The sequence below is a fragment of the Hydrogenophaga sp. A37 genome, assembly GCF_002001205.1.
Taxonomy (GTDB): Bacteria; Pseudomonadota; Gammaproteobacteria; order Burkholderiales; family Burkholderiaceae_C; genus Hydrogenophaga.
The window spans coordinates 1-26690 of sequence record NZ_MUNZ01000089.1 but is presented as its reverse complement, the minus strand read 5'-3'; the positions used below and the strand labels follow the sequence as shown (position 1 = coordinate 26690).

Genomic DNA, 26690 nt, shown 5'->3' with positions numbered 1-26690 from the left:
AGAAGATGACTCTCGAAGGCAAAGAAGTCCTTACGATCAGCGACCGCTCCCGAGCGGTGGCGGTCGTGGTGCTGGGTGTCGGCGTCAGCTGTGCGCTGCATGTGGGCAAGCTGCCGGTGGCCATTCCGTTGCTTCAAGTTGAACTCGGGATGAGTCTGCTGCAAGCGGGCTTCCTGCTGTCGCTGGTTCAGCTTGCCGGCATGTCTCTCGGGCTGCTGGTGGGCTTGCTCGCGGACCGCCTGGGCCCGCGTCGTGTGATGCTGATCGGCTTGCTGGTGCTGGCCGCCGGCAGCGGACTGGGGGCACTGGCCCCCAGTGTCTCCACGCTTCTGGTCACGCGGGTGATCGAGGGCATGGGGTTTCTGTTGGCGGTGCTCCCCGCGCCGGGCATGCTCCGCTTGCATGTCAAAGACCCGGCCACGCTGTCGCGTGCGCTGGGCTGGTGGGGCACCTACATGCCGTTGGGGACCGCGTTGGCGCTGTTGTTGGGCGTGCCCGCGATGTCGTGGATGGGATGGCGTGCGGTCTGGGTGTTGGTGGCTTTGCTCAGTGTCTGCGCGGCAGGCGTCCTCGCCTTGCAAGTGCCCCACGAACCGCTGACTTCGGGCGGAGGAAGCCTGGGGTTGTGGCCCAGGCTGCAACGCACGCTGCGCGCGCCGGGGCCGTGGTTGGTCGCGCTGGGGTTTTTTCTCTATTCGGGCCAATGGCTGGCCGTCATCGGCTTTCTGCCCACGATCTACCGCGACGCGGGTCTCGGTGGTGGCGCCATCGCTGGACTCAGCGCGCTGGCTGCGGCCATCAACATGACGGGCAATGTGGCCGGCGGACGTTGGCTGGCCCGAGGCGCGCCCCCTGGGTTGGTGCTCGCCTTGGCCTACGGAGCGATGGCCCTCGGTGCGCTGGTGGCGTTTGGCGCGCAGGGACATCCCGTCTGGCAGTACGTGGCGATTCTGGCGTTCTCTGGCTTGGGCGGACTGATTCCAGGCACCTTGTTTGGGGTGGCGGTCGTGATGGCACCGGGCAGCGACACCGTGTCCACCACGGTGGGTTGGATGCAGCAGTTTTCTGCGCTGGGCCAGTTCACGGGGCCGCCCGCCGTGGCGTGGCTGGTCACGCAGGTGGGTGGCTGGCATGGGACGTGGGTGCTGACTGGGGGCTGCTCGTTGCTCGGTATTGCATTGGCCATGCAACTCCAGCGGGTCTGGAGCCGTCTCCCGCGGTCGCTTCCACCGCCTGCCGAAGAGCGCGGATAAACTGCCCGAGGTGCCGCATCGGGCGGCAGGGCAGGACGTTCAAGATGCAGGGATCGATTCAATGAGCTTTCTTCACCAGCTCAAGCAACAAGCGCGGGCGCTCCAGTCGGAGCAAGGCGGGCAGCAGCAGGGCCAGGAGGCCAATATGGCCGCCACCGAGGCGGCTTGCAAGATCGTTTGGAACTACTTCACCGAGCTGCCCCGGCAACTGAATGTGATCGAGCCCGCTGCGGTACAGCTGGGGCTGGACAGCAAAACGCCGTGGCCAAACATGAAGCAGACCGACTTCCGTTTCGACGCCCGGAAGAAGCGGCTGCGAGACAAAGAGGTTTTTGACTACCTTGCCTTGGGCTGGCGCCTGGCACCTCGAGAGGGCGAACCCCTTCAAGGGCGTGTGAGCGTGAACTTTCCGCCCGACCTGGAGCGGGTTCAGCGCCGCTTGCACGCCGGGCATGTGGTTCATGAGCGGCAGGAGCAACGCCACCCCGAATCCAACGCGCTGCTGGCGATCATTTTCGAGTACGAGATGGCGGCGCGGGCCAGTGTGATGGTGACGCCGGACCACGACAACCTCGTGCTCAAATTCCGTCTGGGTTGTGTGGGCGGCATGGAGGTCGTCAACACCAGCGTGCCTGCGGCCCAGTTGAATGGTGCGGTGCTGGACGAGCTGGCCCGACTGATCGTCGGAGAGCCCAGCCGCTTTCTCTGATCAGGTTGGTTCCGCCGACGCCAGGGTCCTGATAATCGGGGACGGAATCAACGAAGGGTGCCCATGGCGCGACTGGCTCGACTGACCCTGGCGGGGCAGGTTCATTACGTGATGCTGCGTGGCAACAACCGCCAACCAGTGGTGCGGGACGACGCCGACCGCCAGGCCCTGCTGGACATGTTGGCCGAACAAGCCTCGCGCCATCGGGTGGCCATGCACGCCTACGTCTTGACCGACAACCAGGTCCAACTCCTGCTCACGCCGGAGACGGTAGATGGTGTGCCGAAGACGATGCAGGCCGTGGGGCGCAGCTATGTGCGGTATTTCAACGCTCGCCATGGCCGCAGCGGCACGCTGTGGGAGGGGCGCTACCGCTCGACCCTGATCCAGCCCGAGCGCCATTTGCTGGGCTGCATGATCTTCATGGACCTGGAGCCGGTGAGGGAGCGTCTGGTGGACGAGCCGGCCTCCTTCGCATGGTCCAGTCATCGCCACCACATCGGGCAGCTTCACGACAAACGCATCGCGACGCACCCCCTGTACTGGCAGTTGGGAAACACCCCTTTTGCGCGAGAGGCCGCATACGCCGAATTGGTGCGAGCGGGACTCACCGCGACGCAGATCGAAGCGATGGCCCGGGCGGTGTGGCGCGGCTGGCCCCTGGGCGATGCGGCTTTTGTGGTCTCGCTTCAGCAACAAACTGACCGTCGCCTGGCGCCAGCCAAAGCAGGGCGTCCCGCAAAGACCCGCTCGTCCACCTCAGCGTCATAAAAAGTCGAATAAAAACAAGACCCCGCACAATCATGATAAATCTGTCCCCAATTAATTCGTGCAGATAATTGTTGAGCTTTAATAAGAATCTGACCCCAATTAATTTCCTTGGCATTTTTGTTGCATTGCACTATCCTTCGAGTCCGCCTTTTGTGCCCACGAACTTTGAAGGAAGCGCCATGACCACGGCTGCCGAACAACAGCAACTCCAGCAACAGGGTCTGTACGACCCGGCCAACGAACACGATGCCTGCGGCGTCGGTTTCGTGGCCCACATCAAGGGCGAAAAGCGGCACGACATCGTGACCCAGGCGCTCAAGATCCTGGAGAACATCGATCACCGCGGTGCTGTGGGCGCCGATGCGCTCATGGGCGACGGTGCCGGCATCCTGATCCAGCTGCCCGACGCGCTCTACCGAGAAGAGATGGCCAAGCAGGGCGTGGTCTTGCCAGCCGCGGGTGAATACGGCGTGGGCCTGATCTTCCTGCCCAAGGAACATGCCAGTCGCCTGGCCTGCGAGCAGGAAATGGAGCGCGCGATCAAGGCCGAAGGCCAGGTGCTGCTGGGCTGGCGCGATGTGCCGGTGAACAAGGACATGCCCATGTCCCCCACCGTGCGCGAAAAAGAGCCGATCATGCGGCAGGTCTTCATCGGGCGCGGCACCGACGTGATCGTTCAGGACGCCCTGGAGCGCAAGCTGTATGTGATCCGAAAGACCGCCAGCGCCCACATCCAGGCGCTCAAGCTCAAGCACAGCAAGGAATACTACGTTCCAAGCATGAGCAGCCGCACCGTGGTCTACAAGGGTCTGCTGCTGGCCGACCAGGTGGGCACCTATTTCCTGGACCTGCAAGACCCACGCTGTGTCTCCGCTCTGGGCCTGGTGCACCAGCGCTTCTCCACCAACACCTTCCCCGAGTGGCCGCTGGCACACCCGTACCGCTACGTGGCGCACAACGGTGAAATCAACACCGTCAAGGGCAACTACAACTGGATGAAGGCGCGCGAAGGCGTGATGTCTTCGCCGGTGCTGGGTGCCGACCTGCAAAAGCTCTACCCCATCAGCTTCGCCAGCCAGTCCGACACCGCCACCTTCGACAACTGCCTCGAACTGCTGACCATGGCGGGCTACCCGATCAGCCAGGCCGTGATGATGATGATTCCCGAACCCTGGGAACAGCACACCATGATGGACCCGCGTCGTCGCGCGTTCTACGAGTACCACGCCGCCATGCTGGAGCCCTGGGACGGCCCGGCCTCCATCGTGTTCACCGACGGCCGCCAGATTGGCGCCACGCTGGACCGCAACGGTCTGCGCCCTTCGCGCTATTGCATCACCGACGACGACCTGGTCATCATGGGTTCGGAGTCGGGCGTGCTGCCGATCCCCGAAAACAAGATCGTGCGCAAATGGCGCCTGCAGCCGGGCAAGATGTTCCTGATCGACCTGGAGCAGGGCCGCATGATCGACGACGAGGAGCTCAAGGCCAACCTCGCCAACAGCAAGCCCTACAAGCAGTGGATCGAGAACCTGCGCATTCGCCTGGACGACGTGGAGCACCCCGTGGCCGGTGAAGATGCGGTGGAGCTGCCGATCAGCAAGACCGAACCCCAGTCCTCCGGTACCGAGCGCGTGTCGCCCGAGTTGCTGGACCAGCAGCAGGCTTTTGGTTTCACGCAGGAAGACATCAAGTTCTTGCTCAGCCCTATGGCCGCCAACGGGGAAGAGGGCATCGGCTCCATGGGCAACGACAGCCCGCTGGCCGTGCTCTCGGGCAAGAACAAGCCGCTGTACAACTACTTCAAGCAGCTGTTCGCGCAAGTGACCAACCCGCCCATCGACCCGATCCGCGAAGCGATCGTGATGTCGCTGGTGTCGTTCGTCGGTCCCAAGCCCAACTTGCTAGACATCAACCAGGTCAACCCGCCCATGCGCCTGGAGGTGAGCCAGCCGGTGCTGGACTCTGCCGACATGGCCAAGCTGCGCAACATCGAATCGGTGACGCAGGGCAAGTTCAAGAGCCACACTCTGGACATCACCTACCCGGTGAGCTGGGGCAAGGAAGGCGTGGAAGCCAAGCTGGCCTCGTTGTGTGCCGAAGCCGTGGACGCGATCAAGGGTGACAAGAACATCCTGATCATCAGCGACCGCGGCGTCAGCCGCACCCAGGTGGCCGTGCCCGCGCTGCTGGCCTTGTCCGCCGTGCACCAGCACCTGGTGCGCGAGGGTTTGCGCACGACCGCTGGCCTGGTGGTCGAGACCGGCACGGCGCGCGAAGTGCACCACTTCGCCGTGTTGGCGGGCTATGGTGCCGAAGCCGTGCACCCCTACCTGGCCATGGAGACGCTCAAGGCCATTCATCAGGAGTTGCCGGGTGACCTGTCGGCCGACAAGGCGGTCTACAACTACGTCAAGGCCATCGGCAAGGGTCTGTCCAAGATCATGTCCAAGATGGGCGTGAGCACCTACATGTCGTACTGCGGCGCCCAGCTGTTCGAGGCCATCGGCCTGAACACCGAAACGGTGGGCAAGTACTTCACCGGCACCGCCACCCGAGTGGAAGGCATCGGCGTGTTCGAGATCGCCGAAGAGGCCATCCGCATGCACAAGGCGGCCTTCGGTGACGACCCGGTGCTGGCCTCCATGCTGGAGACCGGCGGCGAATACGCCTGGCGTGCCCGTGGTGAAGAGCACATGTGGACGCCCGACGCCATCGCCAAGCTGCAGCACAGCACGCGGGCCAACAACTGGAACACATACAAGGAATACGCGCAGATCATCAATGACCAGAGCAAGCGCCACATGACGCTGCGCGGCCTGTTCGAGTTCAAGATCGAGCCCAGCAAGGCGATCTCCATCGACGAGGTGGAGTCTGCCAAGGAGATCGTCAAACGCTTCGCCTCTGGCGCCATGTCGCTGGGCTCGATCTCCACCGAAGCGCACGCGACGCTCGCCGTGGCCATGAACCGCCTCGGTGGCAAGAGCAATACCGGTGAAGGCGGTGAAGACGCGCTGCGCTACCGCAACGAGCTCAAGGGCATCCCGATCAAGCAGGGCCAGACCATGTCCGACCTGCTGGGCAACATCTTCGAGGTGGACTACCCGCTGGAAGCCGGCGACTCGATGCGTTCGCGCATCAAGCAGGTGGCCTCGGGCCGTTTTGGTGTGACCGCCGAGTACCTGAACAGCGCCGACCAGATCCAGATCAAGATGGCGCAGGGCGCCAAGCCCGGCGAGGGCGGCCAGTTGCCTGGCGGCAAGGTCACGGAGTACATCGGCAAGCTGCGCCACAGTGTGCCGGGTGTGGGCCTGATTTCGCCACCGCCCCACCACGACATCTACTCGATCGAAGACCTGGCCCAACTGATCCACGACCTGAAAAACGTGGCGCCGCACAGCTCCATCAGCGTGAAGCTGGTGTCCGAGGTGGGCGTGGGCACCATCGCCGCGGGCGTGGCCAAGTGCAAGGCCGACCATGTGGTGATCGCCGGTCACGACGGCGGCACCGGCGCTTCGCCCTGGTCGTCGATCAAGCACGCCGGCTCACCTTGGGAAATCGGACTGGCCGAAACCCAGCAGACGCTGGTGCTCAACCGCCTGCGCAGCCGTATCCGCGTGCAGGCCGATGGCCAGATGAAGACCGGTCGCGACGTCATCATCGGCGCGCTGCTGGGTGCCGACGAATTCGGTTTCGCCACGGCACCGCTGGTGGTCGAGGGCTGCATCATGATGCGCAAGTGCCACCTGAACACCTGTCCGGTGGGCGTGGCCACGCAAGACCCGGAGCTGCGCAAGAAGTTTTCAGGCCGCCCGGAGCACGTCGTCAACTACTTCTTCTTCATCGCCGAAGAAGTGCGCCAGATCATGGCCCAGCTGGGCATTGCCAAGTTCGACGACCTGATCGGTCGCGCCGACTTGCTGGACATGCGCCAGGGCATTGAACACTGGAAGGCCCGCGGCCTGGACTTCAGCCGCCTGCTGGCCACGCCGAACGTGCCCGCCGACGTGCCGCGCCTGCACACGCAGAATCAGGACCACGGCCTGGAGAAATCGCTCGACAACGTCTTGATCGCCAAGAGCAAGGCCGCCATCGAAAAAGGCGAGAAGGTCCAGTTCATGGAGCGCGCGCGCAACGTGAACCGTTCCGTGGGCGCCATGCTCTCGGGCGCGGTGACCAAGGTGCACCCCGAGGGTCTGCCGGACGACAGCATCCGCATCCAGCTCGAAGGCACGGGTGGCCAGTCCTTTGGCGCCTTCCTGTGCAATGGCATCACGCTGTACCTGATCGGCGATGCCAACGACTACACCGGCAAAGGCCTCTCCGGCGGTCGTGTGGTGGTGCGCCCCAGCATCGACTTCCGCGGCGAATCGACCCGCAACATCATCGTGGGCAACACCGTCATGTACGGCGCGACCTCCGGTGAAGCCTTCTTCAGCGGCGTGGCCGGCGAGCGTTTCGCCGTGCGCCTCTCGGGTGCCACCACGGTGGTCGAAGGCACGGGCGACCACGGTTGTGAGTACATGACCGGCGGCACGGTGCTGGTGCTGGGCAAGACCGGTCGCAACTTCGCGGCCGGCATGAGCGGCGGCATCGCCTACGTGTATGACGAAGACGGCCTGTTCGCCCTGCGCTGCAACACCGCCCAGGTCGCTCTGGACAAGGTGTTGCCGGCCACCGAGCAGGAAGCCTCGACCGACAAGGCCATCTGGCACCGTGACCAGACCGACGAAGCACAGCTCAGGAAACTGCTGGAAGAGCACAACCGCTGGACGGGCAGCAAGCGCGCCCGCGAGCTGCTCGACAACTGGGCCGAGGCTCGCGCGAAGTTCGTGAAGGTGTTTCCTACCGAATACAAGCGCGCGCTGGGCGAGATCAATGCCAAAAAGGTCGCCGCATCCGCCACGGGCAAGGCACAGAGCAGCGCCAAGAAGCAGGCTGCCCCAGCCAAGTAAAAATCAATACCCACGCAGGATCACATCATGGGAAAAGTCACCGGCTTCATGGAATTTGAGCGTCTGGAAGAGGGCTACAAGCCCGTTGTTGAACGCCTGAAGCATTACAAGGAATTCGTGGTCGGCCTCGACGAGGATCAGGCCAAGATCCAGGGCGCGCGCTGCATGGACTGCGGCACGCCGTTCTGCAACAGCGGTTGTCCGGTCAACAACATCATTCCGGACTTCAACGACCTCGTGTACTCGGGCGATTGGCAGAACGCCATCACGGTACTGCACAGCACCAACAACTTCCCCGAGTTCACCGGCCGCATCTGTCCCGCGCCTTGCGAGGCCGCCTGCACCATCAACGTCAACGGTGACGCCGTGGGCATCAAGTCCATCGAGCACGCGATCATCGACAAGGCCTGGGCGGAGGGCTGGGTACAGCCGCAGCCCGCCAGGCACAAGACCGGCAAGAAGGTCGCTGTGGTCGGTTCCGGCCCGGCCGGCATGGCCGCGGCCCAGCAGCTGGCGCGCGCCGGTCATGACGTGACGGTGTTCGAGAAAAACAGCCGCATTGGCGGTCTGCTGCGCTATGGCATTCCCGACTTCAAGATGGAGAAGACGCACATCGACCGCCGCGTGGCGCAGATGGAAGCCGAAGGCGTGGTCTTCAAGACCAGCACCCTGATCGGCGCCATACCGGAAGGCCTCAAGGTCACGAACGACGCCAAGACGGTGGTCAGCGCCGAAGACCTCAAGGCCCAGTTCGACGCCGTGCTGCTGACCGGTGGCTCCGAACAGAGCCGCGACCTGCCGGTGCCCGGCCGTGAACTCGATGGTGTGCACTTCGCCATGGAGTTTCTGCCCATGCAGAACAAGGTGAATGCCGGTGACAAGCTCAAGGGCCAGCTGCGCGCGGACGGCAAGCACGTCATCGTTATCGGCGGTGGAGACACCGGTTCCGACTGTGTGGGCACCAGCACCCGCCACGGCGCCGTCAGCGTGACCCAGTTCGAGGTGATGCCGCAGCCGCCCGAGCAGGAGAACAAGCCGTTGGTGTGGCCCTATTGGCCGCTGAAGCTGCGCACCAGTTCCAGCCATGACGAGAGCGCCGAGAAGGGCATCCTTCAGCGCGAGTTCGCCATCTCTACCAAAGAGTTCATCGGCAAGAACGGCAAGCTCACCGGGCTCAAGACCGTGCACATCGAGATGAAAGACGGCAAGCTGGTGGAAGTGGCCGGCACGGAAAAGGAGTACAAGGCTGACCTCGTGCTGCTGGCCATGGGCTTCGTGAACCCGGTCGCCACCGTGCTAGACGCCTTTGGCGTGGACAAGGACGCGCGCGGCAACGCCAAGGCCTCGACGGAATTTACCGGCGGTTACATCACCAATGTGGCCAAGGTGTTTGCGGCCGGCGACATGCGCCGGGGCCAGAGCCTGGTGGTCTGGGCCATCAGGGAAGGTCGCCAGGCTGCGCGCTCGGTGGACGAGTTCCTGATGGGCTGCTCCGACCTGCCGCGCTGAGGGAGGATCACCCCCGCCGCGCTGCGCGCGACCCCCTTAGGGGGCGATGCGAGTGGCCCGGCGGAGCCGGTTCCACCGCATCTTGGGTTTTAGGACACCGCTCCTTGGGGTCGATGGGCGGTGGTCCGGACTGGGATTTACCCTCATGCGACAATGCGCAGTCATTTTTTCTGGCCCCATGAGCGACACCCCATTCATCGACATTGATCATGTGACCTTTGGCTACGACAGCCGGAGAACCATTCTCAACGACATCTCCCTGAAGTTCGCTCGCGGCAAAGTCACAGCGGTGCTGGGCGGCTCCGGCTGCGGCAAGACCACCCTGTTGCGCCTGATCGGTGGCGTGCACGCACCCAACAGCGGTCGTGTGGTCTTTGATGGCGAAGTGGTCAACGCGGGTGACAAGACCCAGCTGTTCCGCCTGCGCCGCCGTCTGGGCATGCTGTTCCAGTTTGGCGCGCTGTTCACCGACCTCTCGGTGTTCGACAACGTGGCCTTTCCCCTGAGGGAAATGACCGACCTGCCCGAGACCCTGATTCGCCACATCGTGCTGATGAAACTCAATGCGGTGGGTCTGCGCGGTGCAGCCGGTTTGCGCATCAGCGAGGTGTCGGGCGGCATGGCCCGCCGCGTAGCGCTGGCCCGCGCGATCGCGCTCGACCCCGAGCTCATCATGTACGACGAGCCCTTCGCTGGCCTGGACCTGGTGTCCATGGGTGTGGCAGCCAAGCTGATTCGCACCCTGACCGACGTGACCGGCGCCACGACGCTGCTGATTTCGCATGATGTGCCTCAGTGCATGGCGATCAGCGACTGGGTGGTGTTGCTGGCCACCGGTGGCCGCGTTGTCGCCGAGGGCACGCCCGCTGAGCTGATGGCCAGCAATGAGCCGGAGGTGCGGCAGTTTGTGCGGGGTGAACCCGATGGGCCAGTGAAATTTCACTACCCGGCGCGCTCAGTGGCTGAGGATTTTGGTCCGAGGGCCGCTGTATGAACTTTCTGCAAACACTGGGCCAGACCGTGCTCAGCCAGCTGGGCCGATGGGGCCATGGCACCTTTTTCTTTCTTGATCTGCTCAAGGCGGTGCCCGTCTCGCTGCGCCGATTTGGTCTTGTGATGGATCAGATCAACGCGATCGGCAACCGGTCGCTGGTGATCATCATGGCCTCTGGGCTGTCGGTGGGGTTTGTGCTGGCCTTGCAGATGTACTACGCGCTGACCACCTATGGCGCGGCCGAATCACTGGGACTGATCGTCAATCTGTCTTTGGTCCGCGAGCTCGGTCCCGTGGTCACGGCCTTGCTGTTTGCCGGGCGTGCAGGCACCTCGCTCACCGCCGAGATCGGTCTCATGAAGGCGGGTGAGCAGATTGCCGCGATGGAGCTGATGGCCATCGACCCCAAAGCGCGTGTGCTGGCGCCCCGCTTCCTTGGCGGCATCATTTCCATGCCGCTGCTGGCGGCGCTGTTCTCCACGGTCGGCATCCTGGGCGCCTATGTGGTGGCGGTGCTGCTGATCGGCATCGACGCCGGCAACTTCTGGTCCATTCAACAAAACGGCGTGGATGTCTGGCGCGACGTGGGCAACGGCGTCGTGAAAAGTTTCGTTTTCGGCGTGATCTGTACCGCCGTGGCGCTGTACCAAGGCTATGAAACCGAAGCCACGCCAGAAGGGGTGGCTTACGCCACCACCCGAACCGTGGTCACCGCATCATTGAGTGTGCTGGCCATGGACTTCATCCTGACCGCCGTGATGTTCTCAACCCCCTGATTCCGCTACCGGAGAACCCATGAACAAGAAAAGCACAGAGATTTTGGTTGGCCTGTTTGTCGTCCTCGGCTTGCTGGCACTGCTCTTCCTAGCCCTCAAAGCGGCAAACCTCGGCAGCTTTGCTGGCGGCGGGGACACCTACACATTGCAGGCGCGTTTCGACAACATCGGAGGCCTGAAATCCCGTGCGCCGGTGCGCTCTGCGGGGGTGAACGTGGGCCGCGTGACCAGCGTCACGCTGGACGCTCAAACATATCAGGGCCTCGTCACGATGGAGGTCAATAAAGGCGTGAATTTCCCCAAGGATTCGTCTGCCAAGATCCAGACAGCCGGGCTGCTGGGCGACCAGTATGTGGGGCTTGAGCCGGGCGGCGACGAGAAACACCTGATGGCCGGCGACGTGATCACGCAGACGCAGTCCGCCGTGGTGCTGGAAAACCTGATCGGGCAGTTCCTGTACAACAAGGCGGCCGACGGCGGCGAGCAGAAGGCCCAGTGAGCGGCGCCGACAGCGCGGTGTTGCGCGGACTGATTCAGGAGAGGAACAAGATGCACAACGTGACCCGACCCTTCCCGTGGCTTCATCGTTTGGTGGCTTTGGCATTGGTGGCCATGCTGGCTGCTTGTGCCAGTGGCCCCAATGCCAACCCGCGCGATCCTCTGGAGCCGTTCAACCGCGGCATGACGGATGTGAACGACGCGGTGGACAGCGCGGTGCTCAAGCCCGTGGCCACTGTGTACCGCGACATCACCCCCGACCCTGTGCGCACGGGCGTGAACAACTTTTTCCAAAACCTGGGCGATGTCTGGTCGTTCATCAACGCCACGCTGCAATTGCGTCCCCGCGAAGCGGCAGAGAACTTCCTGCGGTTCAACGTCAACACGGTGTTTGGTGTGGCGGGCTTGTTTGATGTGGCCTCCGACATGGGCCTGGAGCGCACGCGCCTCGATTTCGGTCAGACCCTGGGGCGTTGGGGCGTCCCCTCAGGCCCCTATCTTGTGTTGCCACTTTTTGGCCCTTCTTCGATTCGCGATGCCGCGGGGTTCAGCATCGAGTCGCGCGGGGATCTGGTTCAGGGGCTGTCCGACATACCCATGCGCAACTCGCTTTACGTTCTTCGCGCGGTGGAAACCCGCGCCAATTTGCTCCGTGCCACCAACTTGTTGGAGGGCGCTGCGCTGGACAAATACAGTTTCACACGTGACTTGTATCTGCAGCGTCGAGAAAGCCAGATCGAAGATCTGAAGGACAAAGGGATCGGCCTGAAAGACGATGCCGAATGACAACAAAGCGATACGACAGAATTACATCCCCGAAACACAAGCAAGGAACTGGTGACGTACAGTCCCGGTCTCAAGCGGTTCAAACGCCCGGCAACACGCCGGGCCGCCGCCACGAAAGGAACTGAAATGATGCAACGCCGCCACTGGATTTCCAGCCTGATCACCGCTGCTGCCATGTTGGCCAGCCCGCTGGCTTTTGCTGAAGTCGAGGCGCCAGAAGCTTTGGTCAAGCGCATTTCCAGCGATGTGCTGGCCTCGGTCAAGGCCGATCCAGCGATTCAGAAGGGTGACATCAACCGCATCGTTGCGCTGGTGGACGCCAAGATCATGCCCTGCGTCAACTTCTCCCGCATGACCTCCATGGCCGTGGGGCGCTACTGGCGTCAGGCGACACCTGAGCAGCAAAAACAGCTGCAGGACGAGTTCAAGACCTTGCTGGTCCGCACCTACGCAGGCGCACTGGGTGAAGTGCGTGACCAGACGCTGAGCTTCAAGCCGATGCGCGCCAAGCCTGAAGACACCGAGGTGGTGGTTCGTTCCGAAGTCCGCGGCCGTGGCGAGCCCATTCAGCTCGACTACCGTCTGGAAAAGACGCCTGAGGGCTGGAAGATCTATGACCTGAACGTGCTGGGTGCCTGGCTGGTGGAAAATTACCGCAGCCAGTTTGCACAGGAGATTGGCACCAAAGGCATCGATGGCCTGATCGCCAACCTGGTGCAACGCAACAAGGCGGCCAAAGCCAGCTGATCCCGCCATGAACATGTCCAGCCCTGTCACTTCCGTTCCCTTGCCTGAGCAGCTGACGCTCCAGGGGGCTGCCCAGACCTTGTTGCGGCTGAAGCAGTTGCTCGCGCAGGAGACTGGGCCGATGGTGGCGCTGGATGCGGCTCCCATGCGGGTGTTCGACACCTCGGCGGTGGCGTTGTTGCTGGAGTTGCGCAACGGGCTGCTGGCCGAGGGCAAGTCGCTGCAGGTCTTGGGCATGCCCGAGCGCTTGCAAGCGCTGGTGGCGCTGTACGGCGTGGGCGAGCTGTTGCCGGCCTGATCTGCGGCCTGCAGCGCCGCCTGGCGTTGCGGCTTAAAATCACCGGCTCACCCGCGAGCAGATGTCCTGCCAGCGTCTGGTGCTCAGGCCCCGCTCTCGCAATGCCCGCAGTTTCCTTTCAGAATGTTTCCAAGTCCTATGCCACCAACCGTGGCGAACTGCAGGCCCTTAAAGGGGTGTCTTTCGACATTCAACCTGGTGAGTTCTTCGGTCTGCTTGGCCCCAACGGCGCGGGCAAAACCACACTGATCAGCATCCTCGCAGGCTTGGCACGTGCCACTGGTGGCCAGGTGCTGGTGAACGGCCACAACGTTCAGTCTGATTACCAGGCGGCCCGCCGTGCGTTGGGCGTGGTTCCGCAAGAACTGGTTTTTGACCCATTTTTCAATGTGCGCGAGGCATTGCGCTTCCAGTCGGGCTACTTCGGCATCCGCCACAACGACGAATGGATCGACGAGCTGCTCGCCGGCCTGGGTCTGACCGACAAGGCCGGCGCCAACATGCGCCAGCTTTCTGGTGGCATGAAACGCCGCGTGCTGGTGGCGCAGGCGCTGGTGCACAAACCCCCGGTGATCGTGCTCGACGAACCCACCGCCGGCGTGGACGTGGAGCTGCGCCAGACGCTGTGGCACTTCATCAGCCAGCTCAACAAGCAGGGCAGCACCGTGCTGCTCACCACCCACTACCTGGAAGAAGCCGAAGCCCTGTGTGGTCGCATCGCCATGCTGAACCGTGGCGAGGTGGTGGCGCTGGACCGCACATCCGAGCTGTTGCGGCGCGCGGCGTCCAACGTGCTGCGCTTCAAGACCGACGATGCCTTGCCTGAAGATCTGGCCGTTCACGCCCGCGTGACCGGTCGCGTGGTGCAGTTGCCGGCCAACGACGCGCTGGCGGTCGAGCGCATCCTGGCGCGCGCTCGCGAGCACGGCGTGAGTGCCGAGGACGTTGAAATCCGCAAGGCCGATCTGGAGGACGTGTTTCTCGACATCATTGAAGGCAGCAACGTGGCACGTCGTGCGCAGGAAGAGGTGGCCGCGTGACCGGTTGGCAGATGTTGTTCTACAAAGAGGTGCTGCGCTTCTGGAAGGTCGGTTTCCAGACCGTTGCCGCACCGGTGATCACGGCCATCCTGTACATGATGATTTTTGGCCACGTGCTCGAAGGCCGTGTGCAGGTCTATGACACGGTGAACTACACCGCCTTCCTGCTGCCAGGCCTGGTGATGATGAGCGTGCTGCAAAACGCGTTCGCCAACAGCAGCAGCTCACTGATCCAGAGCAAGGTCATGGGCAACCTGGTCTTCCTGCTGCTCACGCCGCTGTCGCACCGTGCCTGGTTCGTGGCCTATGTGGGTTCGTCGGTGGTGCGCGGCCTGGCAGTGGGTGCCGGAGTGATGCTGGCCACCTGGTGGTTTGCCCGCCCCTCGTTTGAGGCACCATTGTGGATTCTGGTTTTTGCTTTCATGGGGGCGGCCTTGCTGGGCGCCCTGGGGCTGATCGCCGGGTTGTGGGCGGAGAAATTCGACCAGATGGCAGCGTTCCAGAACTTCGTCATCGTGCCCATGACCTTCCTTTCGGGCGTGTTTTATTCGATCCATTCCCTGCCCGATTTCTGGCAACGTGTGAGCCATCTCAACCCGTTTTTCTACATGATCGACGGATTCCGCTACGGGTTCTTCGGGGTGAGTGACGTCTCGCCCTGGATCAGCCTGGGGCTGGTGAGCGTCGCGCTGGTGGCCGTGAGCGCGGTTGCCCTGCACCTGCTGCGCACCGGCTACAAAATTCGCCATTGATTCCATCACGCCCATGAACGCTGACCAACTGCAACAACTCATCGCCGCAGGCTTGACTTGCGAACACATCGAAGTCACGGGCGATGGCCGCCACTGGGCTGCCGTGATCGTCTCGCCCGAGTTCGAGGGCAAGCGCCTCATCGCGCGACATCAGCGCGTTTACGCGACGCTGGGCGAGCGCATCAAGACCGACGAGGTGCATGCCCTGTCCATGAAAACCTTTACCCCCGCTGAATGGGCGAAGAAATGACTCCCACCGCGCCGCTTCGCGGTGACCTTGACGGGTGCGAAGTCACGGCGCCCTGCGACAACAACTGAAAGACACATCCAGCATGGACAAACTGCGAATCACCGGCGGACGTCCGCTGAACGGCGAAGTGATCATCTCCGGCGCCAAGAATGCGGCACTGCCCGAGCTGTGTGCCGCGCTGCTGACCAGCGACCCCGTGCACCTGAACAACGTGCCTCGTTTGCGCGACGTGGCCACCATGCGCCTGTTGCTCGACAACATGGGCGTGCAGACCGAGACCCACGGTGAGCGCGGCGGCATGAGCTTTCAGGCGCCGGACACGCTCAATCCCGAGGCGCCTTACGAGCTGGTCAAGACCATGCGGGCTTCGGTGCTGGTGTTGGGGCCGCTGCTGGCGCGCTTTGGCCGCGCCAAGGTGTCGCTGCCGGGTGGTTGCGCCATTGGTTCGCGGCCGGTCGATCAGCACATCAAGGGCCTGCAAGCCATGGGTGCCGAGATCACGGTGGACCACGGGTACATGATTGCCAGCTTGCCTCAGGGACGCCAGCGCCTTCAGGGCGCTCGCATCACGACAGACATGGTCACGGTGACAGGAACCGAAAATTTCCTCATGGCGGCGGCGCTGGCCGAGGGCGAGACTGTGCTCGAAAACGCGGCCCAGGAGCCCGAGATTCCCGATCTGGCCGAGATGCTGATCGCCATGGGCGCGAAGATCGAAGGCCACGGCACCAGCAAGATCCGCATCCAGGGCGTGGACCGGTTGCACGGCGCCACCCACCAGGTGGTGGCCGACCGCATCGAAGCCGGCACCTTCCTGTGCGCGGTCGCCGCGACGGGTGGTGATGTGGTCCTGCGCCACGCGCGTGCCGAGCACCTGGACGCGGTGATCGACAAATTGCGTGATGCCGGCGCGCAAATCGAGCCGGGCGATGGCTTTATTCGCGTTCGCGCTTCGGGCCGCATGAAAGCGCAGAGCTTTCGAACCACGGAGTACCCCGGTTTTCCGACCGACATGCAGGCCCAGTTCATGGCGCTCAACTGCATTGCCCAAGGCACCAGCAAAGTGACGGAGACGATCTTTGAGAACCGGTTCATGCATGTCAACGAGATGGTGCGTCTGGGTGCACACATCCAGACCGACGGCAAGGTGGCGGTGATTGAGGGCGTGGCCCAACTGCAGGGTGCCACTGTCATGGCGACAGATCTGCGGGCGTCTGCCAGCCTGGTGATCGCCGGCCTCGTGGCCGAGGGCGAAACAATCGTCGACCGCATCTACCACCTGGACCGGGGTTACGACCAGATGGAAGCGAAATTGCGCGGTATTGGCGCTGACATCGAAAGAGTGAAATGATCACACTCGCTCTGTCCAAAGGCCGCATTTTTGATGAAACCCTGCCGCTGCTCGCCGCGGCCGGAATCGAGGTGCTCGAAGACCCGGAAAAATCGCGCAAGCTGATCTTGCCGACCAACCAGCCCGGCGTGCGCGTGGTGCTGGTCCGCGCGACCGATGTGCCGACTTACGTGGAATACGGCGGCGCTGACATCGGCGTGACCGGCAAGGACACGCTGATCGAACACGGCGGCCAAGGCTTGTACCAGCCGCTGGACCTGCAGATCGCCAAGTGCCGCATGAGCGTGGCGGTGCGCAACGACTTTGATTACGCCTCGGCCATGCGCCAGGGCTCGCGCCTGAAGGTCGCCACCAAATACACGGCGATTGCACGCGAGTTTTTCGCCAGCAAGGGCGTGCACGTGGACCTGATCAAGCTCTATGGCAGCATGGAGCTCGCGCCACTCACTGGCCTGGCCGACGCCATCGTCGATCTGGTGTCCACGGGCAACACGCTCAAAGCCAACCAACTGGTCGAGGTCGAACGCATCATGGACATCAGCTCGCGGCTGGTCGTCAACCAAGCTGCGCTCAAGCTCAAGCAGGCAGCGATCCGCCCCATCCTCGACGCCTTCACTAACGCCATCGAAAAAAACGCCGTTCCGTCATGAGCCTCACCGCCGCGCCCCTCCGTCTGTCCACCACTTCGACCGATTTCGAGGCGCAGTTTGCGGCCCGGTTGCATTGGTCGGCGGACACGGACAGCGCGATCGAGCAACGTGTGGCCGACATCCTCGCCGACGTGCAGCAGCGTGGCGATGCGGCGGTGCTGGAGTACACGGCCCGCTTTGATGGCCTGAATGCCGACAGCCTTCAATCGTTGGAACTGACCCAGGCCGAACTCAAGGCCGCTTTTGACGGTCTGCCCACCGCCCAACGCGATGCCCTCGAGTCGGCCGCGCGCCGCGTGCGCAGCTACCACGAGGCGCAGAAGAAGGCAGCGGGCGAAAGCTGGAGCTACCGCGACGAGGATGGCACCTTGCTGGGACAGAAGGTCACACCGCTGGACCGCGTGGGCATCTACGTGCCCGGTGGCAAGGCGGCCTACCCCAGCAGCGTGCTGATGAACGCGATCCCCGCCCATGTGGCCGGTGTGGCGGAAATCATCATGGTCGTGCCCACGCCGCGCGGCGAGAAGAACCCGCTGGTGCTGGCCGCCGCCTACGTGGCCGGCGTCACCCGGGCCTTCACCATCGGCGGCGCGCAGGCCGTGGCCGCGCTGGCCTACGGCACGGCCACCGTGCCCAAGGTGGACAAAATCACCGGCCCCGGCAACGCCTACGTGGCGAGCGCCAAGAAGCGCGTGTTCGGTACCGTGGGCATCGACATGATCGCGGGCCCGAGTGAAATCCTGGTGCTGGCCGATGGCAGCACGCCGGCCGACTGGGTGGCGATGGACCTGTTCAGCCAGGCCGAACACGATGAACTGGCGCAGAGCATTCTGCTGTGCCCCGACGCCGGGTACATTGACGCCGTGCAGGCCGCCATTCACCGCTTGCTGCCCACCATGCCGCGCGCGGCCATCATCGCCAAGAGCCTGAACGACCGCGGCGCGCTGATCCACACGCGTGACATGGAGGAGGCCTGTGCCATCAGCAACCGCATCGCGCCAGAGCACCTAGAGGTGTCGAGCCACGAGCCATACCGTTGGGAGCCGCTGCTCAAACACGCCGGCGCGATCTTCCTCGGTGCCTACACCAGCGAAAGCCTGGGCGACTACTGCGCTGGACCCAACCACGTACTGCCCACCAGCGGCACGGCGCGTTTCAGCTCGCCGCTGGGTGTGTACGACTTTCAGAAACGCAGCAGCCTGATCGAGGTCAGCGCCGCCGGTGCGCAGACGCTCGGCACCATCGCCGCCGAACTGGCCTACGGCGAGGGTCTGCAGGCCCACGCACGCGCTGCCGAGATGCGCCTCACCGTCGTGCCGCCGATGCGCGAAGCCAGTTGAGAGACATGAACACATCCAACCCGCTGCGCTTCATCCGCCAGGACGTCCAGTCCATGCACGCCTACGCCATCCAGGACTCGACCGGCATGGTCAAGCTCGATGCGATGGAGAACCCGTTCTCGCTCCCCCGTGAGCTGCAAAGGAAGCTGGGCGAACGGCTCGGCGCTGTCGCGATCAACCGCTACCCGGGCGCCCGCATTGATGACCTCCATCACGCGCTGGCCCGCTATGTGGACCTGCCCGAAGGCTTCGGCCTGATGCTGGGCAACGGATCGGACGAGCTGATTTCCCTGCTGGCCATGGCCTGCGACGTGCCCGGTGCGTCCATCCTGGCGCCGTTGCCCGGTTTCGTGATGTATCAGATGAGTGCGCAGTTGCAGGGCCTGGCTTTTCACGGCGTGCCGCTGACAGCCGACTTCGAGCTGGACGAGGCCGCCATGCAGGCCGCCATGCGTGCGCACCGGCCCGCCATCACCTACATCGGCTACCCCAACAACCCCACCGCCAACCTCTGGGATGCGGGCGTGGTTCGCCGCCTGATCGCTGAGGCTGCCAAGTTCGGTGGGCTGGTGGTGATGGACGAGGCCTACCAGCCCTTCTCCAGCCGCAGCTGGCTCGACGAGATTCGCGTTAACCCGGCGGCCAATGCCAACGTGCTGCTCATGCGCACGCTGTCCAAGTTTGGCCTGGCCGGTGTGCGCCTGGGCTACATGCTCGGGCCGCAGACCTTGGTGCATGAGGTGGACAAGCTGCGCCCGCCCTACAACGTGAGCGTGCTCAATGCCGAATGCGCGCTGTTTGCGCTGGAGCACGCCGATGTGTTCGCGCAGCAGGCCGCTCAGATCCGCGAGCAGCGGGCGGTGTTGATCGACGCCCTGGCCCGGATGCCCGGCGCGACACCGTTCCCCAGCGACGCCAACATGGTGCTGGCGCGTGTACCCGATGCACAACGCTGCTTCGATGGCCTGAAGGCGCGCGGCATACTGGTCAAGAATGTTTCTAAAATGCACCCATCGCTGGCCAACTGCCTGCGCCTCACGGTGGGAACCCCCGCTGAAACCGCTTTGCTGATCAGCGCCCTGCAACAAGCCCTATGACCGCCCCCTCTGTTTCCTCCGCTGCCGACCGAGTGGCCGACGTCCAGCGCAACACCGCGGAAACGCAGATCAGCGTGCGCATCAACCTCGACGGTTCGGGTGCTGCGAAGCTGTCCACCGGCATCGGCTTTTTCGATCACATGCTCGATCAAATCGCCCGTCACGGGTTGATCGATCTCGACATCCAAGCCAAGGGCGACCTGCACATCGATGGCCACCACACGGTGGAAGACGTGGGCATCACACTCGGCCAGGCCTTTGCCCAAGCGGTCGGTGACAAGAAGGGCATCCGCCGCTACGGCCACGCCTATGTGCCGCTGGACGAAGCCTTGTCGCGCGTGGTGGTCGATTTCTCGGGCCGTCCCGGCCTGCACATGCGCGTGCCATTCAAGAGCGGCATGGTCGGCGGCTTCGACACCCAGCTTGCCTTCGAGTTTTTTCAGGGTTTCGTCAATCATGCCGGGGTGACCCTGCACATCGACAACCTGCACGGCGAGAATGCGCACCACCAGGCCGAGACCGTGTTCAAGGCTTTTGCCCGTGCACTGCGCATGGCGCTGGAGCGCGACGCACGCCTGGGTGACGTGATTCCCTCGACCAAAGGTTCGCTCTGAGTTTTTACGCTCCCTCGTTCAGATGAAACGCAAGACAGTCGCCGTGGTGGACTACGGCAGTGGCAATCTTCGCTCGGTGTCGCAGGCCGTGGCTCATGTGGCACAGATCGCTGACGTGGAGGTGCTCGTCACGTCCCGCGCGCAAGACGTGCTGGACGCCGACCGCGTGGTGCTGCCCGGCCAGGGGCACATGGCCGACTGCATGCGCGAGCTCGCCGCTTCCGGGCTGCTGGACGCCGTGTTGCACGCCGCCGCGAACAAACCGTTGTTCGGTGTCTGCGTTGGCATGCAGATGCTGCTGGACCGCAGCGAAGAAGGTCCGACCGATGGCCTGGGCCTGATCCCGGGGGATGTGGTGAAGTTCCAGTTGGCCGGCCAGACGCAGGCTGACGGCAGTCGCTTTAAAGTGCCCCAGATGGGCTGGAACCAGGTGTTCCACGATCTGGGGCGCGGGCCCACCCATCCGTTGTGGGCCGGGATCGACGAGAGCGCCTATTTCTATTTCGTGCACAGCTACTACGCCCGCCCGGCCCAATCCCAGCACTGCGTGGGCGAAGCCGATTTCGGTGGCCGTTTTGCCGCAGCGATTGCCCGTGACAATATTTTTGCCACCCAGTTTCACCCCGAAAAGAGCGCCGATCAGGGGCTGGCGCTCTACCGCAACTTCCTCCACTGGAATCCCTGAGTCCATCCGTATCCCACGCCACCATCATGTTGCTGATTCCCGCCATTGATCTCAAAGACGGCCAGTGCGTTCGCCTCAAACAGGGCGACATGGACCAATCCACGGTGTTCGGTGAAGACCCGGCGGCCATGGCCCGCAACTGGGTCAACAAGGGTGCGCGCCGCGTGCACCTGGTGGACCTGAATGGTGCATTTGCCGGCAAGCCCAAGAACGAGCAGGCCATCCGCGCCATTTTGAAAGAAGTGGGCTCCGAGGTGGACGTGCAGCTCGGCGGCGGCATCCGCGATCTCGACACCATCGAGCGCTACCTCGACGCCGGTTTGCGCTACGTGATCATCGGCACTGCTGCGGTGAAGAACCCCGGCTTCCTTCAGGACGCGTGTACTGCCTTCGGCGGCCACATCATCGTGGGCCTAGACGCCAAGGACGGCAAGGTGGCCACCGACGGCTGGAGCAAGCTCACGGGCCACGAGGTGGTGGACCTGGGCAAGAAGTTCGAAGACTACGGCGTCGAAGGCATCATCTACACCGACATCGGCCGCGATGGCATGCTCTCGGGCATCAACATCGAGGCCACTGTCAAGCTGGCGCAGGCCTTGTCCATTCCCGTGATCGCCTCGGGTGGTCTGTCGAACATGGACGACATCCGCAAGCTGTGCGACGTTGAGGATGAAGGCGTCGAAGGCGTGATCTGCGGCCGCTCGATCTACAGCGGCGATCTGGACTTCGAGGCGGCCCAGCAGCTGGCCGACGAGCTCAACGGATAAGTCATGAACTGCCCCCTCGCTCTTCACTCCGTGTATTCGCTGCCCCCCACAGGTGCGCGGCCTTGCTTGGGGCGGCCCGGCGCCGCGGTCTGAGATGCTCGCCAAACGCATCATCCCCTGCCTGGACGTGACCGGTGGCCGTGTGGTCAAGGGCGTCAATTTCGTGGAGCTGCGCGATGCCGGCGACCCGGTAGAGATCGCCGCGCGCTACAACGAACAGGGCGCAGACGAGCTGACCTTCCTCGACATCACAGCCACCAGCGACGGGCGCGACCTGATCCTGCACATCATCGAGGCGGTGGCCTCGCAGGTGTTCATTCCGCTCACGGTCGGAGGTGGTGTGCGCACCGTAGAAGACGTGCGCCGCCTGCTCAACGCAGGTGCCGACAAGACCAGCTTCAATTCGGCGGCGATTGCCAACCCGCAGGTCATCCGCGACGCGTCCGACAAATACGGCGCACAGTGCATCGTGGTCGCCATTGATGCCAAACGCCGTTTCGGCGACGACCTGCTCCACCGCGGTGAGGGCTGGGACGTCTACAGCCATGGGGGCCGAAAGAACACCGGACTCGATGCGGTGACTTGGGCGAAGCAGATGGCCGACTTCGGCGCCGGCGAAATCCTGCTCACCAGCATGGACCGCGATGGCACCAAAAGCGGGTTTGACCTGGCCCTCACGCGGGCCGTGGCCGATGCGGTCGATGTGCCGGTGATCGCCTCGGGCGGTGTGGGCAACCTCGATCATCTGGCCGATGGGGTGCAACAGGGCGGGGCGGATGCCGTGCTGGCCGCCAGCATCTTCCACTACGGCGAATACACCGTGGCCCAGGCCAAGGCGCGCATGGCTGAGCGCGGTATTCCGGTCCGTATCTAGACGCGGCCGGCGCCGGACGGCAACTGGCGGTCCAGCCGGTCTTCGATCTCGCCCAGGTTGGCGCTGATTCCATTGCCCGTTTGTTCGATGGTGGTGGCGAGCGCTGCTTGCACACTGTCCATCTTCTGCATCAGTTGACCGGACAGCTCGGTGTCCCGCGCAGCGGTGGCCTGCATTTCGGTGCGCAGGAACTCGCGCAATTCGGTAAAGCGTGAGGCCTCGGCCTTGTCGGCGAGGGTGCGTTGCTCATTGGCTTCGCGGGTGATGCGCCGAACCTCCATGAGGTGGGTCGTCTGAAAGTAGACCAGCGCCAGCAAGAAGACCACCAGCACCGCCACCAGCATGCCCAGCAGGGCCAGACCCAGCGGGGCCTCGACATTGGTCACACCCAGATAGAGCGTGGTGGGTTGCAGGATGCTCTCGAAGTTGAGGGCCACGAAGGCCGCGATCAGCAGGATAAGGGCAATCAGGAGCAAGGTTCTGAATCGCATGGATGTTCTTTCATTGACCCTGGCGGGGCAGGTTTTCTTGCTGGAGTATTGAGTCCATCCTACCCCGATGGGCAGGGCGTGCCAGCCGAAGGGGCTGCATGGTAGATTCAAGAGATGAATTGGTTGGACGAAGTGAAATGGGACGCCCAGGGGTTGGTCCCCGTGATCGCACAGGAAGCCGCCACCGGCGATGTGCTGATGTTTGCCTGGATGAACCGTGAGGCACTGGAGAAAACGGCCGAACTGGGGCGTGCGGTGTATTTCAGCCGCTCGCGCAACAAACTCTGGTTCAAGGGCGAGGAGTCGGGCCATGTGCAGACGGTGCACGACATCCGGCTCGATTGCGACAATGATGTGGTGCTGCTCAAGGTCACACAACTGGGCCATGAGCCGGGCATCGCCTGCCACACCGGGCGCCACAGTTGCTTCTACCAGCGCCATGAAAATGGACAGTGGCACCCGGTCGATCCGGTGCTCAAAGACCCCGAATCCATCTACAAGTGACCCCCATGTCTTCCTCCGATGCTCTGGCGCGCCTGGCCGCCGTGATTGAAAGCCGCAAGCCAGCGAATGGCGGTGATCCCGAAAAAAGTTACGTTGCCCGCCTGTTGGACAAAGGCCCGGACGCTTTCCTGAAAAAGATCGGCGAAGAGGCCACCGAAGCCGTGATGGCCGCCAAGGATTGCGACCATGGCGGTGACGGTCAGAAGCTGGTCAATGAGGTGGCCGATCTCTGGTTCCACTGCATGATCGCGCTGGCGCACTACGGCAAGACGCCGGCCGATGTGGTGGACGAACTTTCGCGGCGCGAGGGCCTGAGTGGTCTGGAAGAAAAAGCGCTGCGCAAAGCCGTGGCACGCGAAGCCGAGTCCAAATCCTGAAAGGAAACGACATGAGCGACATCATCGACGTCAAAGCCATCGACAGCGAGAAGGCCGAATCCCTCAAAACAGTGGGTTGGATCAGTTATTTGCTTCATCTGGTCGTGGCCGTGGCGGCTGTGATTCCGGGCGCTCAAATTGGTGCGGGTTTGTTGATCGTGGCGCTGGTCATCGACCTGGTGAAGAAAGGCGATGCTGGAGGCACGTGGCAAGCAAGCCATTTTTCCTGGCGCATCCGAACCGTGATCTGGGCCGGTGTGCTCTATGTGATCACTTTTCCCTTGTTCCTGTTGCTGTATCTGCCTGGCGCCATCGCCTGGGCGGTGGTTTCCATCTGGTTCCTCTATCGTATCGTCAAGGGCATGGTGCGCATGAACGCCAGCCAAGCCATGCCCGACTGAACGTCTTCAAACCATGAGCGCACACGACCCCAACTGCATCTTCTGCAAGATCATCGCCGGCCAGATTCCGTCGAAAACGGTTCATGAAGATGACGATCTCTACGCCTTTCACGACATCAACCCCTGGGCGCCGGTGCACTTTCTGATCGTGCCCAAGCAGCACATCACTTCGATGGCTCATCTCACGCCCGAAAACGAGCGCCTGATGGGCAGGCTGATGGTGCTGGCGCCGAAGCTGGCGCTCGAACAAGGTTGCAACCCTTACCCTGAAGGGGGCTTTCGCATGGTCTGCAACACCGGGGCAGAAGGTGGGCAGGAAGTTCAGCATCTGCACTGGCATGTGATGGGTGGTCCGCGCCCCTGGCTGCGAGGTTGAACCATTCACCGGGGCTTAGAATCAGACCATCGGCGCTTCGCGCTGCACATTCCTGTTTCTGGAGAAACTCATGGGTTCATTTTCCATTTGGCACTGGCTGATTGTTCTGCTCATCGTGGTGATGGTGTTTGGCACGAAGAAGCTCAAGAACATTGGTTCTGATCTGGGCGGTGCGGTCAAGGGCTTCAAAGATGGCATCAAGGATGGCGGGCAGTCCGCTTCCGAATCGGCATCGGCACCTGCGGGTCAGGTCACGCAAGACGTTCGCAGCGAGAAGAACACGATCGACGTTGAAGCCAAGCAGAAAAGCTGAATGCCTGAGGACGTCGACCGCTGCTCAGTTGACCCTTATGGGTCCCGTCCCCAGGGCACTTTCGGTGCGGGCAATACATGATTGATCTCGGTATTTCGAAGCTGGCCCTGATCGGGGCCGTGGCCCTGATCGTCATCGGCCCTGAGAAGCTGCCGCGGGTCGCGCGCACGGTGGGCGCATTGCTTGGCAAGGCACAACGCTATGTCGCCGACGTCAAGGCTGAGGTCAACCGTTCGATGGACCTCGAAGAACTCAAGAAGATGAAGGACTCGGTCGAAAGCGCCGCCCGGGATGTCGAAACCTCGGTGAGCAGCGGCGCCAGCGATTTCGAGAAATCGTGGTCCGAAGCCACCCACGGCCTGGATGGATTGTCCTCAGGTCATGACGATGCACTTGGCACGCTCGGATCGGACGTCTACCCGAGTTACAAGCACCCAGGGAAAAACTGGCGCATCAAACAAAAAGCCATGCCACAGTGGTACAAGGCGCGTGCCGGTGTGCGCACGCGCACCCAGTCGGGAGCGGCCCGCGTTGCCCGTTTCCGGCCCCGCCCAACTACAGTCTCCCGCTGATGTCCGACACCGACAAATCCACCGACGAGCTCGCCGGCACCGAGCAGCCTTTTGTCCAGCACCTCATGGAGCTGCGTGATCGGTTGCTCTACGGCATGGTGGGTCTGGGCATTTGCATGGCCATCCTCGCGTTCTGGCCCGGTCCCAGCGGACTGATCGACCTGATCGCGGTGCCGATCCGTGCCCACATGCCACCCGATGCAAAACTGATCGCCGTGGGGGTATTTTCACCTTTCTTCATTCCGCTCAAAGTGCTGGCCATGGCTGCGCTGTTGTTGTCGCTGCCGTGGTGGATGTACCAGGTCTGGGCCTTTGTTGCGCCCGGTTTGTACAGTCACGAAAAACGCTTTGCGGTGCCACTGATCATTCTGGGCAGTCTGTTGGCCTACGTGGGCATCGCGTTTGTGCAGTTCTTCGTGCTCGACAAGATGTTCGGATTCATCCAGCAGTTCACTCCCAAGAGCGTGGCCGCGACACCTGATATCGCTTCGTACGTCGAGGCGATTCTGTCTCTGTACCTGGCCTTTGGTTTGGCCTTCCAGGTACCGATCGTGGTTGTCTTGCTGGTGAAGATGAAGATGGTGACCGTCAAGCAGCTGAAGGAGTTTCGCGGCTACTTCATCGTTGTGGCCTTTGTCGTCTCCGCCGTCGTGACGCCACCTGACGTGATCTCGCAATTGGCACTGGCAGTGCCGATGTGTGTGCTCTATGAACTGGGCATCTGGGGCTCCCAGTGGTTCATTCGAAACACTGCGGCACCTGAAGAACCTGCTGCGAACAACGCGACGAACTGAACCCCCTTAACTGAACCCCGGCGGATTCAAGTTTGAAGTGCAACACCTGCCACCGAGTAAGGTCCGCAGATGCAAAGCACCCCGTCCAAGCGCTATCAACAGCTCCAGCCTGAAGACCGCGTGACTCTGGCCAGTCTGGCCCAGCA

At 62.9% G+C, this 26690-nt stretch carries 30 protein-coding genes; 29 read left to right on the top strand and 1 reads right to left on the bottom strand.

What is annotated here, in order from left to right; genetic code table 11:
- The first annotated feature begins 5 nt into the window (after window positions 1-5).
- From B0E41_RS09550 to hisF, 22 genes are all read left to right on the top strand, one after another.
- Window positions 6-1253, top strand: coding sequence for an MFS transporter (locus B0E41_RS09550; protein WP_077330857.1), 1248 nt, complete (start codon window positions 6-8; stop codon window positions 1251-1253).
- A 61-nt stretch (window positions 1254-1314) separates the two neighbouring features.
- On the top strand, window positions 1315-1962 hold the full coding sequence (locus B0E41_RS09545; RefSeq protein ID WP_077330856.1) for a hypothetical protein: 648 nt from the start codon (window positions 1315-1317) through the stop codon (window positions 1960-1962).
- A 63-nt stretch (window positions 1963-2025) separates the two neighbouring features.
- Entirely contained in the window at window positions 2026-2733 is a 708-nt protein-coding gene (locus tag B0E41_RS09540) for a transposase (protein ID WP_077330855.1), read from the top strand.
- Window positions 2734-2912: 179 nt separating this feature from the next.
- Window positions 2913-7688: a glutamate synthase-related protein gene (locus B0E41_RS09535; RefSeq protein ID WP_077330854.1), complete on the top strand. Its 4776-nt coding sequence runs from the start codon at window positions 2913-2915 to the stop codon at window positions 7686-7688.
- Window positions 7689-7715: 27 nt separating this feature from the next.
- Window positions 7716-9197 (top strand): glutamate synthase subunit beta, encoded by a 1482-nt coding sequence (locus tag B0E41_RS09530; RefSeq protein ID WP_077330853.1) that lies wholly within the window; start codon window positions 7716-7718, stop codon window positions 9195-9197.
- A gap of 178 nt (window positions 9198-9375) precedes the next feature.
- On the top strand, window positions 9376-10191 hold the full coding sequence (locus B0E41_RS09525) for an ATP-binding cassette domain-containing protein (protein WP_077330852.1): 816 nt from the start codon (window positions 9376-9378) through the stop codon (window positions 10189-10191).
- Window positions 10188-10967 (top strand): lipid asymmetry maintenance ABC transporter permease subunit MlaE, encoded by a 780-nt coding sequence (gene mlaE / locus B0E41_RS09520; RefSeq protein WP_077330851.1) that lies wholly within the window; start codon window positions 10188-10190, stop codon window positions 10965-10967. The genes B0E41_RS09525 and mlaE overlap by 4 nt, the downstream gene beginning before the upstream one ends.
- A 19-nt stretch (window positions 10968-10986) precedes the next feature.
- On the top strand, window positions 10987-11466 hold the full coding sequence (gene mlaD, locus B0E41_RS09515; RefSeq protein WP_077330850.1) for an outer membrane lipid asymmetry maintenance protein MlaD: 480 nt from the start codon (window positions 10987-10989) through the stop codon (window positions 11464-11466).
- A gap of 50 nt (window positions 11467-11516) precedes the next feature.
- Window positions 11517-12251: a VacJ family lipoprotein gene (locus B0E41_RS09510; RefSeq protein WP_077330918.1), complete on the top strand. Its 735-nt coding sequence runs from the start codon at window positions 11517-11519 to the stop codon at window positions 12249-12251.
- A 129-nt stretch (window positions 12252-12380) separates the two neighbouring features.
- Complete coding sequence (locus B0E41_RS09505; protein ID WP_077330917.1) at window positions 12381-12998, top strand: ABC transporter substrate-binding protein; 618 nt, start codon at window positions 12381-12383, stop codon at window positions 12996-12998.
- Window positions 12999-13005: 7 nt separating this feature from the next.
- Window positions 13006-13296 (top strand): STAS domain-containing protein, encoded by a 291-nt coding sequence (locus tag B0E41_RS09500; protein WP_077330849.1) that lies wholly within the window; start codon window positions 13006-13008, stop codon window positions 13294-13296.
- A gap of 101 nt (window positions 13297-13397) precedes the next feature.
- Window positions 13398-14336 carry an ABC transporter ATP-binding protein gene (locus B0E41_RS09495; protein WP_077330848.1) on the top strand — a complete coding sequence of 313 codons (939 nt, stop codon included), beginning with the start codon at window positions 13398-13400 and terminating at the stop codon, window positions 14334-14336.
- A complete protein-coding gene (locus B0E41_RS09490) occupies window positions 14333-15088 on the top strand; it encodes an ABC transporter permease (protein WP_077330847.1) in 756 nt (251 codons plus the stop codon). Before B0E41_RS09495 ends, B0E41_RS09490 begins: the two co-directional genes overlap by 4 nt.
- 13 nt (window positions 15089-15101) lie before the next feature.
- Window positions 15102-15338, top strand: coding sequence for a BolA family protein (locus B0E41_RS09485; RefSeq protein WP_077330846.1), 237 nt, complete (start codon window positions 15102-15104; stop codon window positions 15336-15338).
- Window positions 15339-15420: 82 nt separating this feature from the next.
- Window positions 15421-16689: a UDP-N-acetylglucosamine 1-carboxyvinyltransferase gene (gene murA, locus B0E41_RS09480; RefSeq protein WP_077330845.1), complete on the top strand. Its 1269-nt coding sequence runs from the start codon at window positions 15421-15423 to the stop codon at window positions 16687-16689.
- Window positions 16686-17339: an ATP phosphoribosyltransferase gene (gene hisG, locus B0E41_RS09475; protein ID WP_077330844.1), complete on the top strand. Its 654-nt coding sequence runs from the start codon at window positions 16686-16688 to the stop codon at window positions 17337-17339. The genes murA and hisG overlap by 4 nt, the downstream gene beginning before the upstream one ends.
- Entirely contained in the window at window positions 17336-18679 is a 1344-nt protein-coding gene (gene hisD / locus B0E41_RS09470) for a histidinol dehydrogenase (RefSeq protein ID WP_077330843.1), read from the top strand. Before hisG ends, hisD begins: the two co-directional genes overlap by 4 nt.
- Window positions 18680-18684: 5 nt before the next feature.
- Window positions 18685-19776 (top strand): histidinol-phosphate transaminase, encoded by a 1092-nt coding sequence (gene hisC, locus B0E41_RS09465; protein WP_077330842.1) that lies wholly within the window; start codon window positions 18685-18687, stop codon window positions 19774-19776.
- On the top strand, window positions 19773-20390 hold the full coding sequence (gene hisB, locus B0E41_RS09460; protein ID WP_077330841.1) for an imidazoleglycerol-phosphate dehydratase HisB: 618 nt from the start codon (window positions 19773-19775) through the stop codon (window positions 20388-20390). The genes hisC and hisB overlap by 4 nt, the downstream gene beginning before the upstream one ends.
- A 22-nt stretch (window positions 20391-20412) precedes the next feature.
- A complete protein-coding gene (gene hisH, locus B0E41_RS09455) occupies window positions 20413-21075 on the top strand; it encodes an imidazole glycerol phosphate synthase subunit HisH (RefSeq protein ID WP_077330840.1) in 663 nt (220 codons plus the stop codon).
- 26 nt (window positions 21076-21101) lie between these two features.
- Complete coding sequence (hisA, locus tag B0E41_RS09450; RefSeq protein ID WP_077330839.1) at window positions 21102-21842, top strand: 1-(5-phosphoribosyl)-5-[(5-phosphoribosylamino)methylideneamino]imidazole-4-carboxamide isomerase; 741 nt, start codon at window positions 21102-21104, stop codon at window positions 21840-21842.
- A gap of 94 nt (window positions 21843-21936) precedes the next feature.
- Complete coding sequence (gene hisF, locus B0E41_RS09445; protein WP_077330838.1) at window positions 21937-22716, top strand: imidazole glycerol phosphate synthase subunit HisF; 780 nt, start codon at window positions 21937-21939, stop codon at window positions 22714-22716.
- On the opposite strand, the gene B0E41_RS09440 is transcribed toward hisF, so the two are convergent.
- Window positions 22713-23207 carry a hypothetical protein gene (locus B0E41_RS09440; RefSeq protein WP_077330837.1) on the bottom strand — a complete coding sequence of 165 codons (495 nt, stop codon included), beginning with the start codon at window positions 23205-23207 and terminating at the stop codon, window positions 22713-22715. The two genes, hisF and B0E41_RS09440, sit on opposite strands and share 4 nt — an antisense overlap.
- 105 nt (window positions 23208-23312) lie before the next feature.
- Between B0E41_RS09440 and hisI the strand changes: the two genes are divergently transcribed.
- The 7 genes from hisI (at window position 23313) to tatC (ending at window position 26544) form a co-directional block, all read left to right on the top strand.
- Complete coding sequence (gene hisI / locus B0E41_RS09435; protein ID WP_171984724.1) at window positions 23313-23711, top strand: phosphoribosyl-AMP cyclohydrolase; 399 nt, start codon at window positions 23313-23315, stop codon at window positions 23709-23711.
- Window positions 23712-23716: 5 nt separating this feature from the next.
- Window positions 23717-24088 (top strand): phosphoribosyl-ATP diphosphatase, encoded by a 372-nt coding sequence (locus B0E41_RS09430; protein WP_077330835.1) that lies wholly within the window; start codon window positions 23717-23719, stop codon window positions 24086-24088.
- A gap of 11 nt (window positions 24089-24099) precedes the next feature.
- Window positions 24100-24489, top strand: coding sequence for a hypothetical protein (locus tag B0E41_RS09425; protein ID WP_077330834.1), 390 nt, complete (start codon window positions 24100-24102; stop codon window positions 24487-24489).
- A 13-nt stretch (window positions 24490-24502) separates the two neighbouring features.
- The gene (locus B0E41_RS09420; RefSeq protein WP_077330833.1) at window positions 24503-24865 is read left to right on the top strand and encodes a histidine triad nucleotide-binding protein; all 363 of its coding nucleotides are present in this window, start codon (window positions 24503-24505) and stop codon (window positions 24863-24865) included.
- Window positions 24866-24935: 70 nt separating this feature from the next.
- The gene (tatA, locus tag B0E41_RS09415) at window positions 24936-25178 is read left to right on the top strand and encodes a Sec-independent protein translocase subunit TatA (RefSeq protein ID WP_077330832.1); all 243 of its coding nucleotides are present in this window, start codon (window positions 24936-24938) and stop codon (window positions 25176-25178) included.
- Between the two features lie 77 nt (window positions 25179-25255).
- A complete protein-coding gene (locus B0E41_RS09410) occupies window positions 25256-25750 on the top strand; it encodes a twin-arginine translocase TatA/TatE family subunit (RefSeq protein ID WP_077330831.1) in 495 nt (164 codons plus the stop codon).
- The gene (gene tatC, locus B0E41_RS09405) at window positions 25750-26544 is read left to right on the top strand and encodes a twin-arginine translocase subunit TatC (RefSeq protein ID WP_077330830.1); all 795 of its coding nucleotides are present in this window, start codon (window positions 25750-25752) and stop codon (window positions 26542-26544) included. The genes B0E41_RS09410 and tatC overlap by 1 nt, the downstream gene beginning before the upstream one ends.
- Window positions 26545-26690: the final 146 nt, after the last annotated feature.

What these genes read in the sequence shown, in the direction of transcription:
- B0E41_RS09540 (WP_077330855.1), top strand. Translation starts at nt 2,026, where the DNA reads ATGGCGCGACTGGCTCGACTGACCCTGGCGGGGCAGGTTCATTACGTG.
- tatA (WP_077330832.1), top strand. Translation starts at nt 24,936, where the DNA reads ATGGGTTCATTTTCCATTTGGCACTGGCTGATTGTTCTGCTCATCGTG.
- B0E41_RS09485 (WP_077330846.1), top strand. Translation starts at nt 15,102, where the DNA reads ATGAACGCTGACCAACTGCAACAACTCATCGCCGCAGGCTTGACTTGC.
- murA (WP_077330845.1), top strand. Translation starts at nt 15,421, where the DNA reads ATGGACAAACTGCGAATCACCGGCGGACGTCCGCTGAACGGCGAAGTG.
- B0E41_RS09410 (WP_077330831.1), top strand. Translation starts at nt 25,256, where the DNA reads ATGATTGATCTCGGTATTTCGAAGCTGGCCCTGATCGGGGCCGTGGCC.
- mlaD (WP_077330850.1), top strand. Translation starts at nt 10,987, where the DNA reads ATGAACAAGAAAAGCACAGAGATTTTGGTTGGCCTGTTTGTCGTCCTC.
- B0E41_RS09535 (WP_077330854.1), top strand. Translation starts at nt 2,913, where the DNA reads ATGACCACGGCTGCCGAACAACAGCAACTCCAGCAACAGGGTCTGTAC.
- hisB (WP_077330841.1), top strand. Translation starts at nt 19,773, where the DNA reads ATGACCGCCCCCTCTGTTTCCTCCGCTGCCGACCGAGTGGCCGACGTC.
- hisC (WP_077330842.1), top strand. Translation starts at nt 18,685, where the DNA reads ATGAACACATCCAACCCGCTGCGCTTCATCCGCCAGGACGTCCAGTCC.
- hisH (WP_077330840.1), top strand. Translation starts at nt 20,413, where the DNA reads ATGAAACGCAAGACAGTCGCCGTGGTGGACTACGGCAGTGGCAATCTT.
- B0E41_RS09420 (WP_077330833.1), top strand. Translation starts at nt 24,503, where the DNA reads ATGAGCGCACACGACCCCAACTGCATCTTCTGCAAGATCATCGCCGGC.
- hisA (WP_077330839.1), top strand. Translation starts at nt 21,102, where the DNA reads ATGTTGCTGATTCCCGCCATTGATCTCAAAGACGGCCAGTGCGTTCGC.
- hisD (WP_077330843.1), top strand. Translation starts at nt 17,336, where the DNA reads ATGAGCCTCACCGCCGCGCCCCTCCGTCTGTCCACCACTTCGACCGAT.
- B0E41_RS09440 (WP_077330837.1), bottom strand. Translation starts at nt 23,207, where the DNA reads ATGCGATTCAGAACCTTGCTCCTGATTGCCCTTATCCTGCTGATCGCG.
- B0E41_RS09510 (WP_077330918.1), top strand. Translation starts at nt 11,517, where the DNA reads ATGCACAACGTGACCCGACCCTTCCCGTGGCTTCATCGTTTGGTGGCT.
- hisF (WP_077330838.1), top strand. Translation starts at nt 21,937, where the DNA reads ATGCTCGCCAAACGCATCATCCCCTGCCTGGACGTGACCGGTGGCCGT.
- B0E41_RS09550 (WP_077330857.1), top strand. Translation starts at nt 6, where the DNA reads ATGACTCTCGAAGGCAAAGAAGTCCTTACGATCAGCGACCGCTCCCGA.
- B0E41_RS09545 (WP_077330856.1), top strand. Translation starts at nt 1,315, where the DNA reads ATGAGCTTTCTTCACCAGCTCAAGCAACAAGCGCGGGCGCTCCAGTCG.
- B0E41_RS09525 (WP_077330852.1), top strand. Translation starts at nt 9,376, where the DNA reads ATGAGCGACACCCCATTCATCGACATTGATCATGTGACCTTTGGCTAC.
- mlaE (WP_077330851.1), top strand. Translation starts at nt 10,188, where the DNA reads ATGAACTTTCTGCAAACACTGGGCCAGACCGTGCTCAGCCAGCTGGGC.
- B0E41_RS09430 (WP_077330835.1), top strand. Translation starts at nt 23,717, where the DNA reads ATGTCTTCCTCCGATGCTCTGGCGCGCCTGGCCGCCGTGATTGAAAGC.
- B0E41_RS09530 (WP_077330853.1), top strand. Translation starts at nt 7,716, where the DNA reads ATGGGAAAAGTCACCGGCTTCATGGAATTTGAGCGTCTGGAAGAGGGC.
- B0E41_RS09495 (WP_077330848.1), top strand. Translation starts at nt 13,398, where the DNA reads ATGCCCGCAGTTTCCTTTCAGAATGTTTCCAAGTCCTATGCCACCAAC.
- B0E41_RS09425 (WP_077330834.1), top strand. Translation starts at nt 24,100, where the DNA reads ATGAGCGACATCATCGACGTCAAAGCCATCGACAGCGAGAAGGCCGAA.
- hisG (WP_077330844.1), top strand. Translation starts at nt 16,686, where the DNA reads ATGATCACACTCGCTCTGTCCAAAGGCCGCATTTTTGATGAAACCCTG.
- tatC (WP_077330830.1), top strand. Translation starts at nt 25,750, where the DNA reads ATGTCCGACACCGACAAATCCACCGACGAGCTCGCCGGCACCGAGCAG.
- B0E41_RS09505 (WP_077330917.1), top strand. Translation starts at nt 12,381, where the DNA reads ATGCAACGCCGCCACTGGATTTCCAGCCTGATCACCGCTGCTGCCATG.
- B0E41_RS09500 (WP_077330849.1), top strand. Translation starts at nt 13,006, where the DNA reads ATGAACATGTCCAGCCCTGTCACTTCCGTTCCCTTGCCTGAGCAGCTG.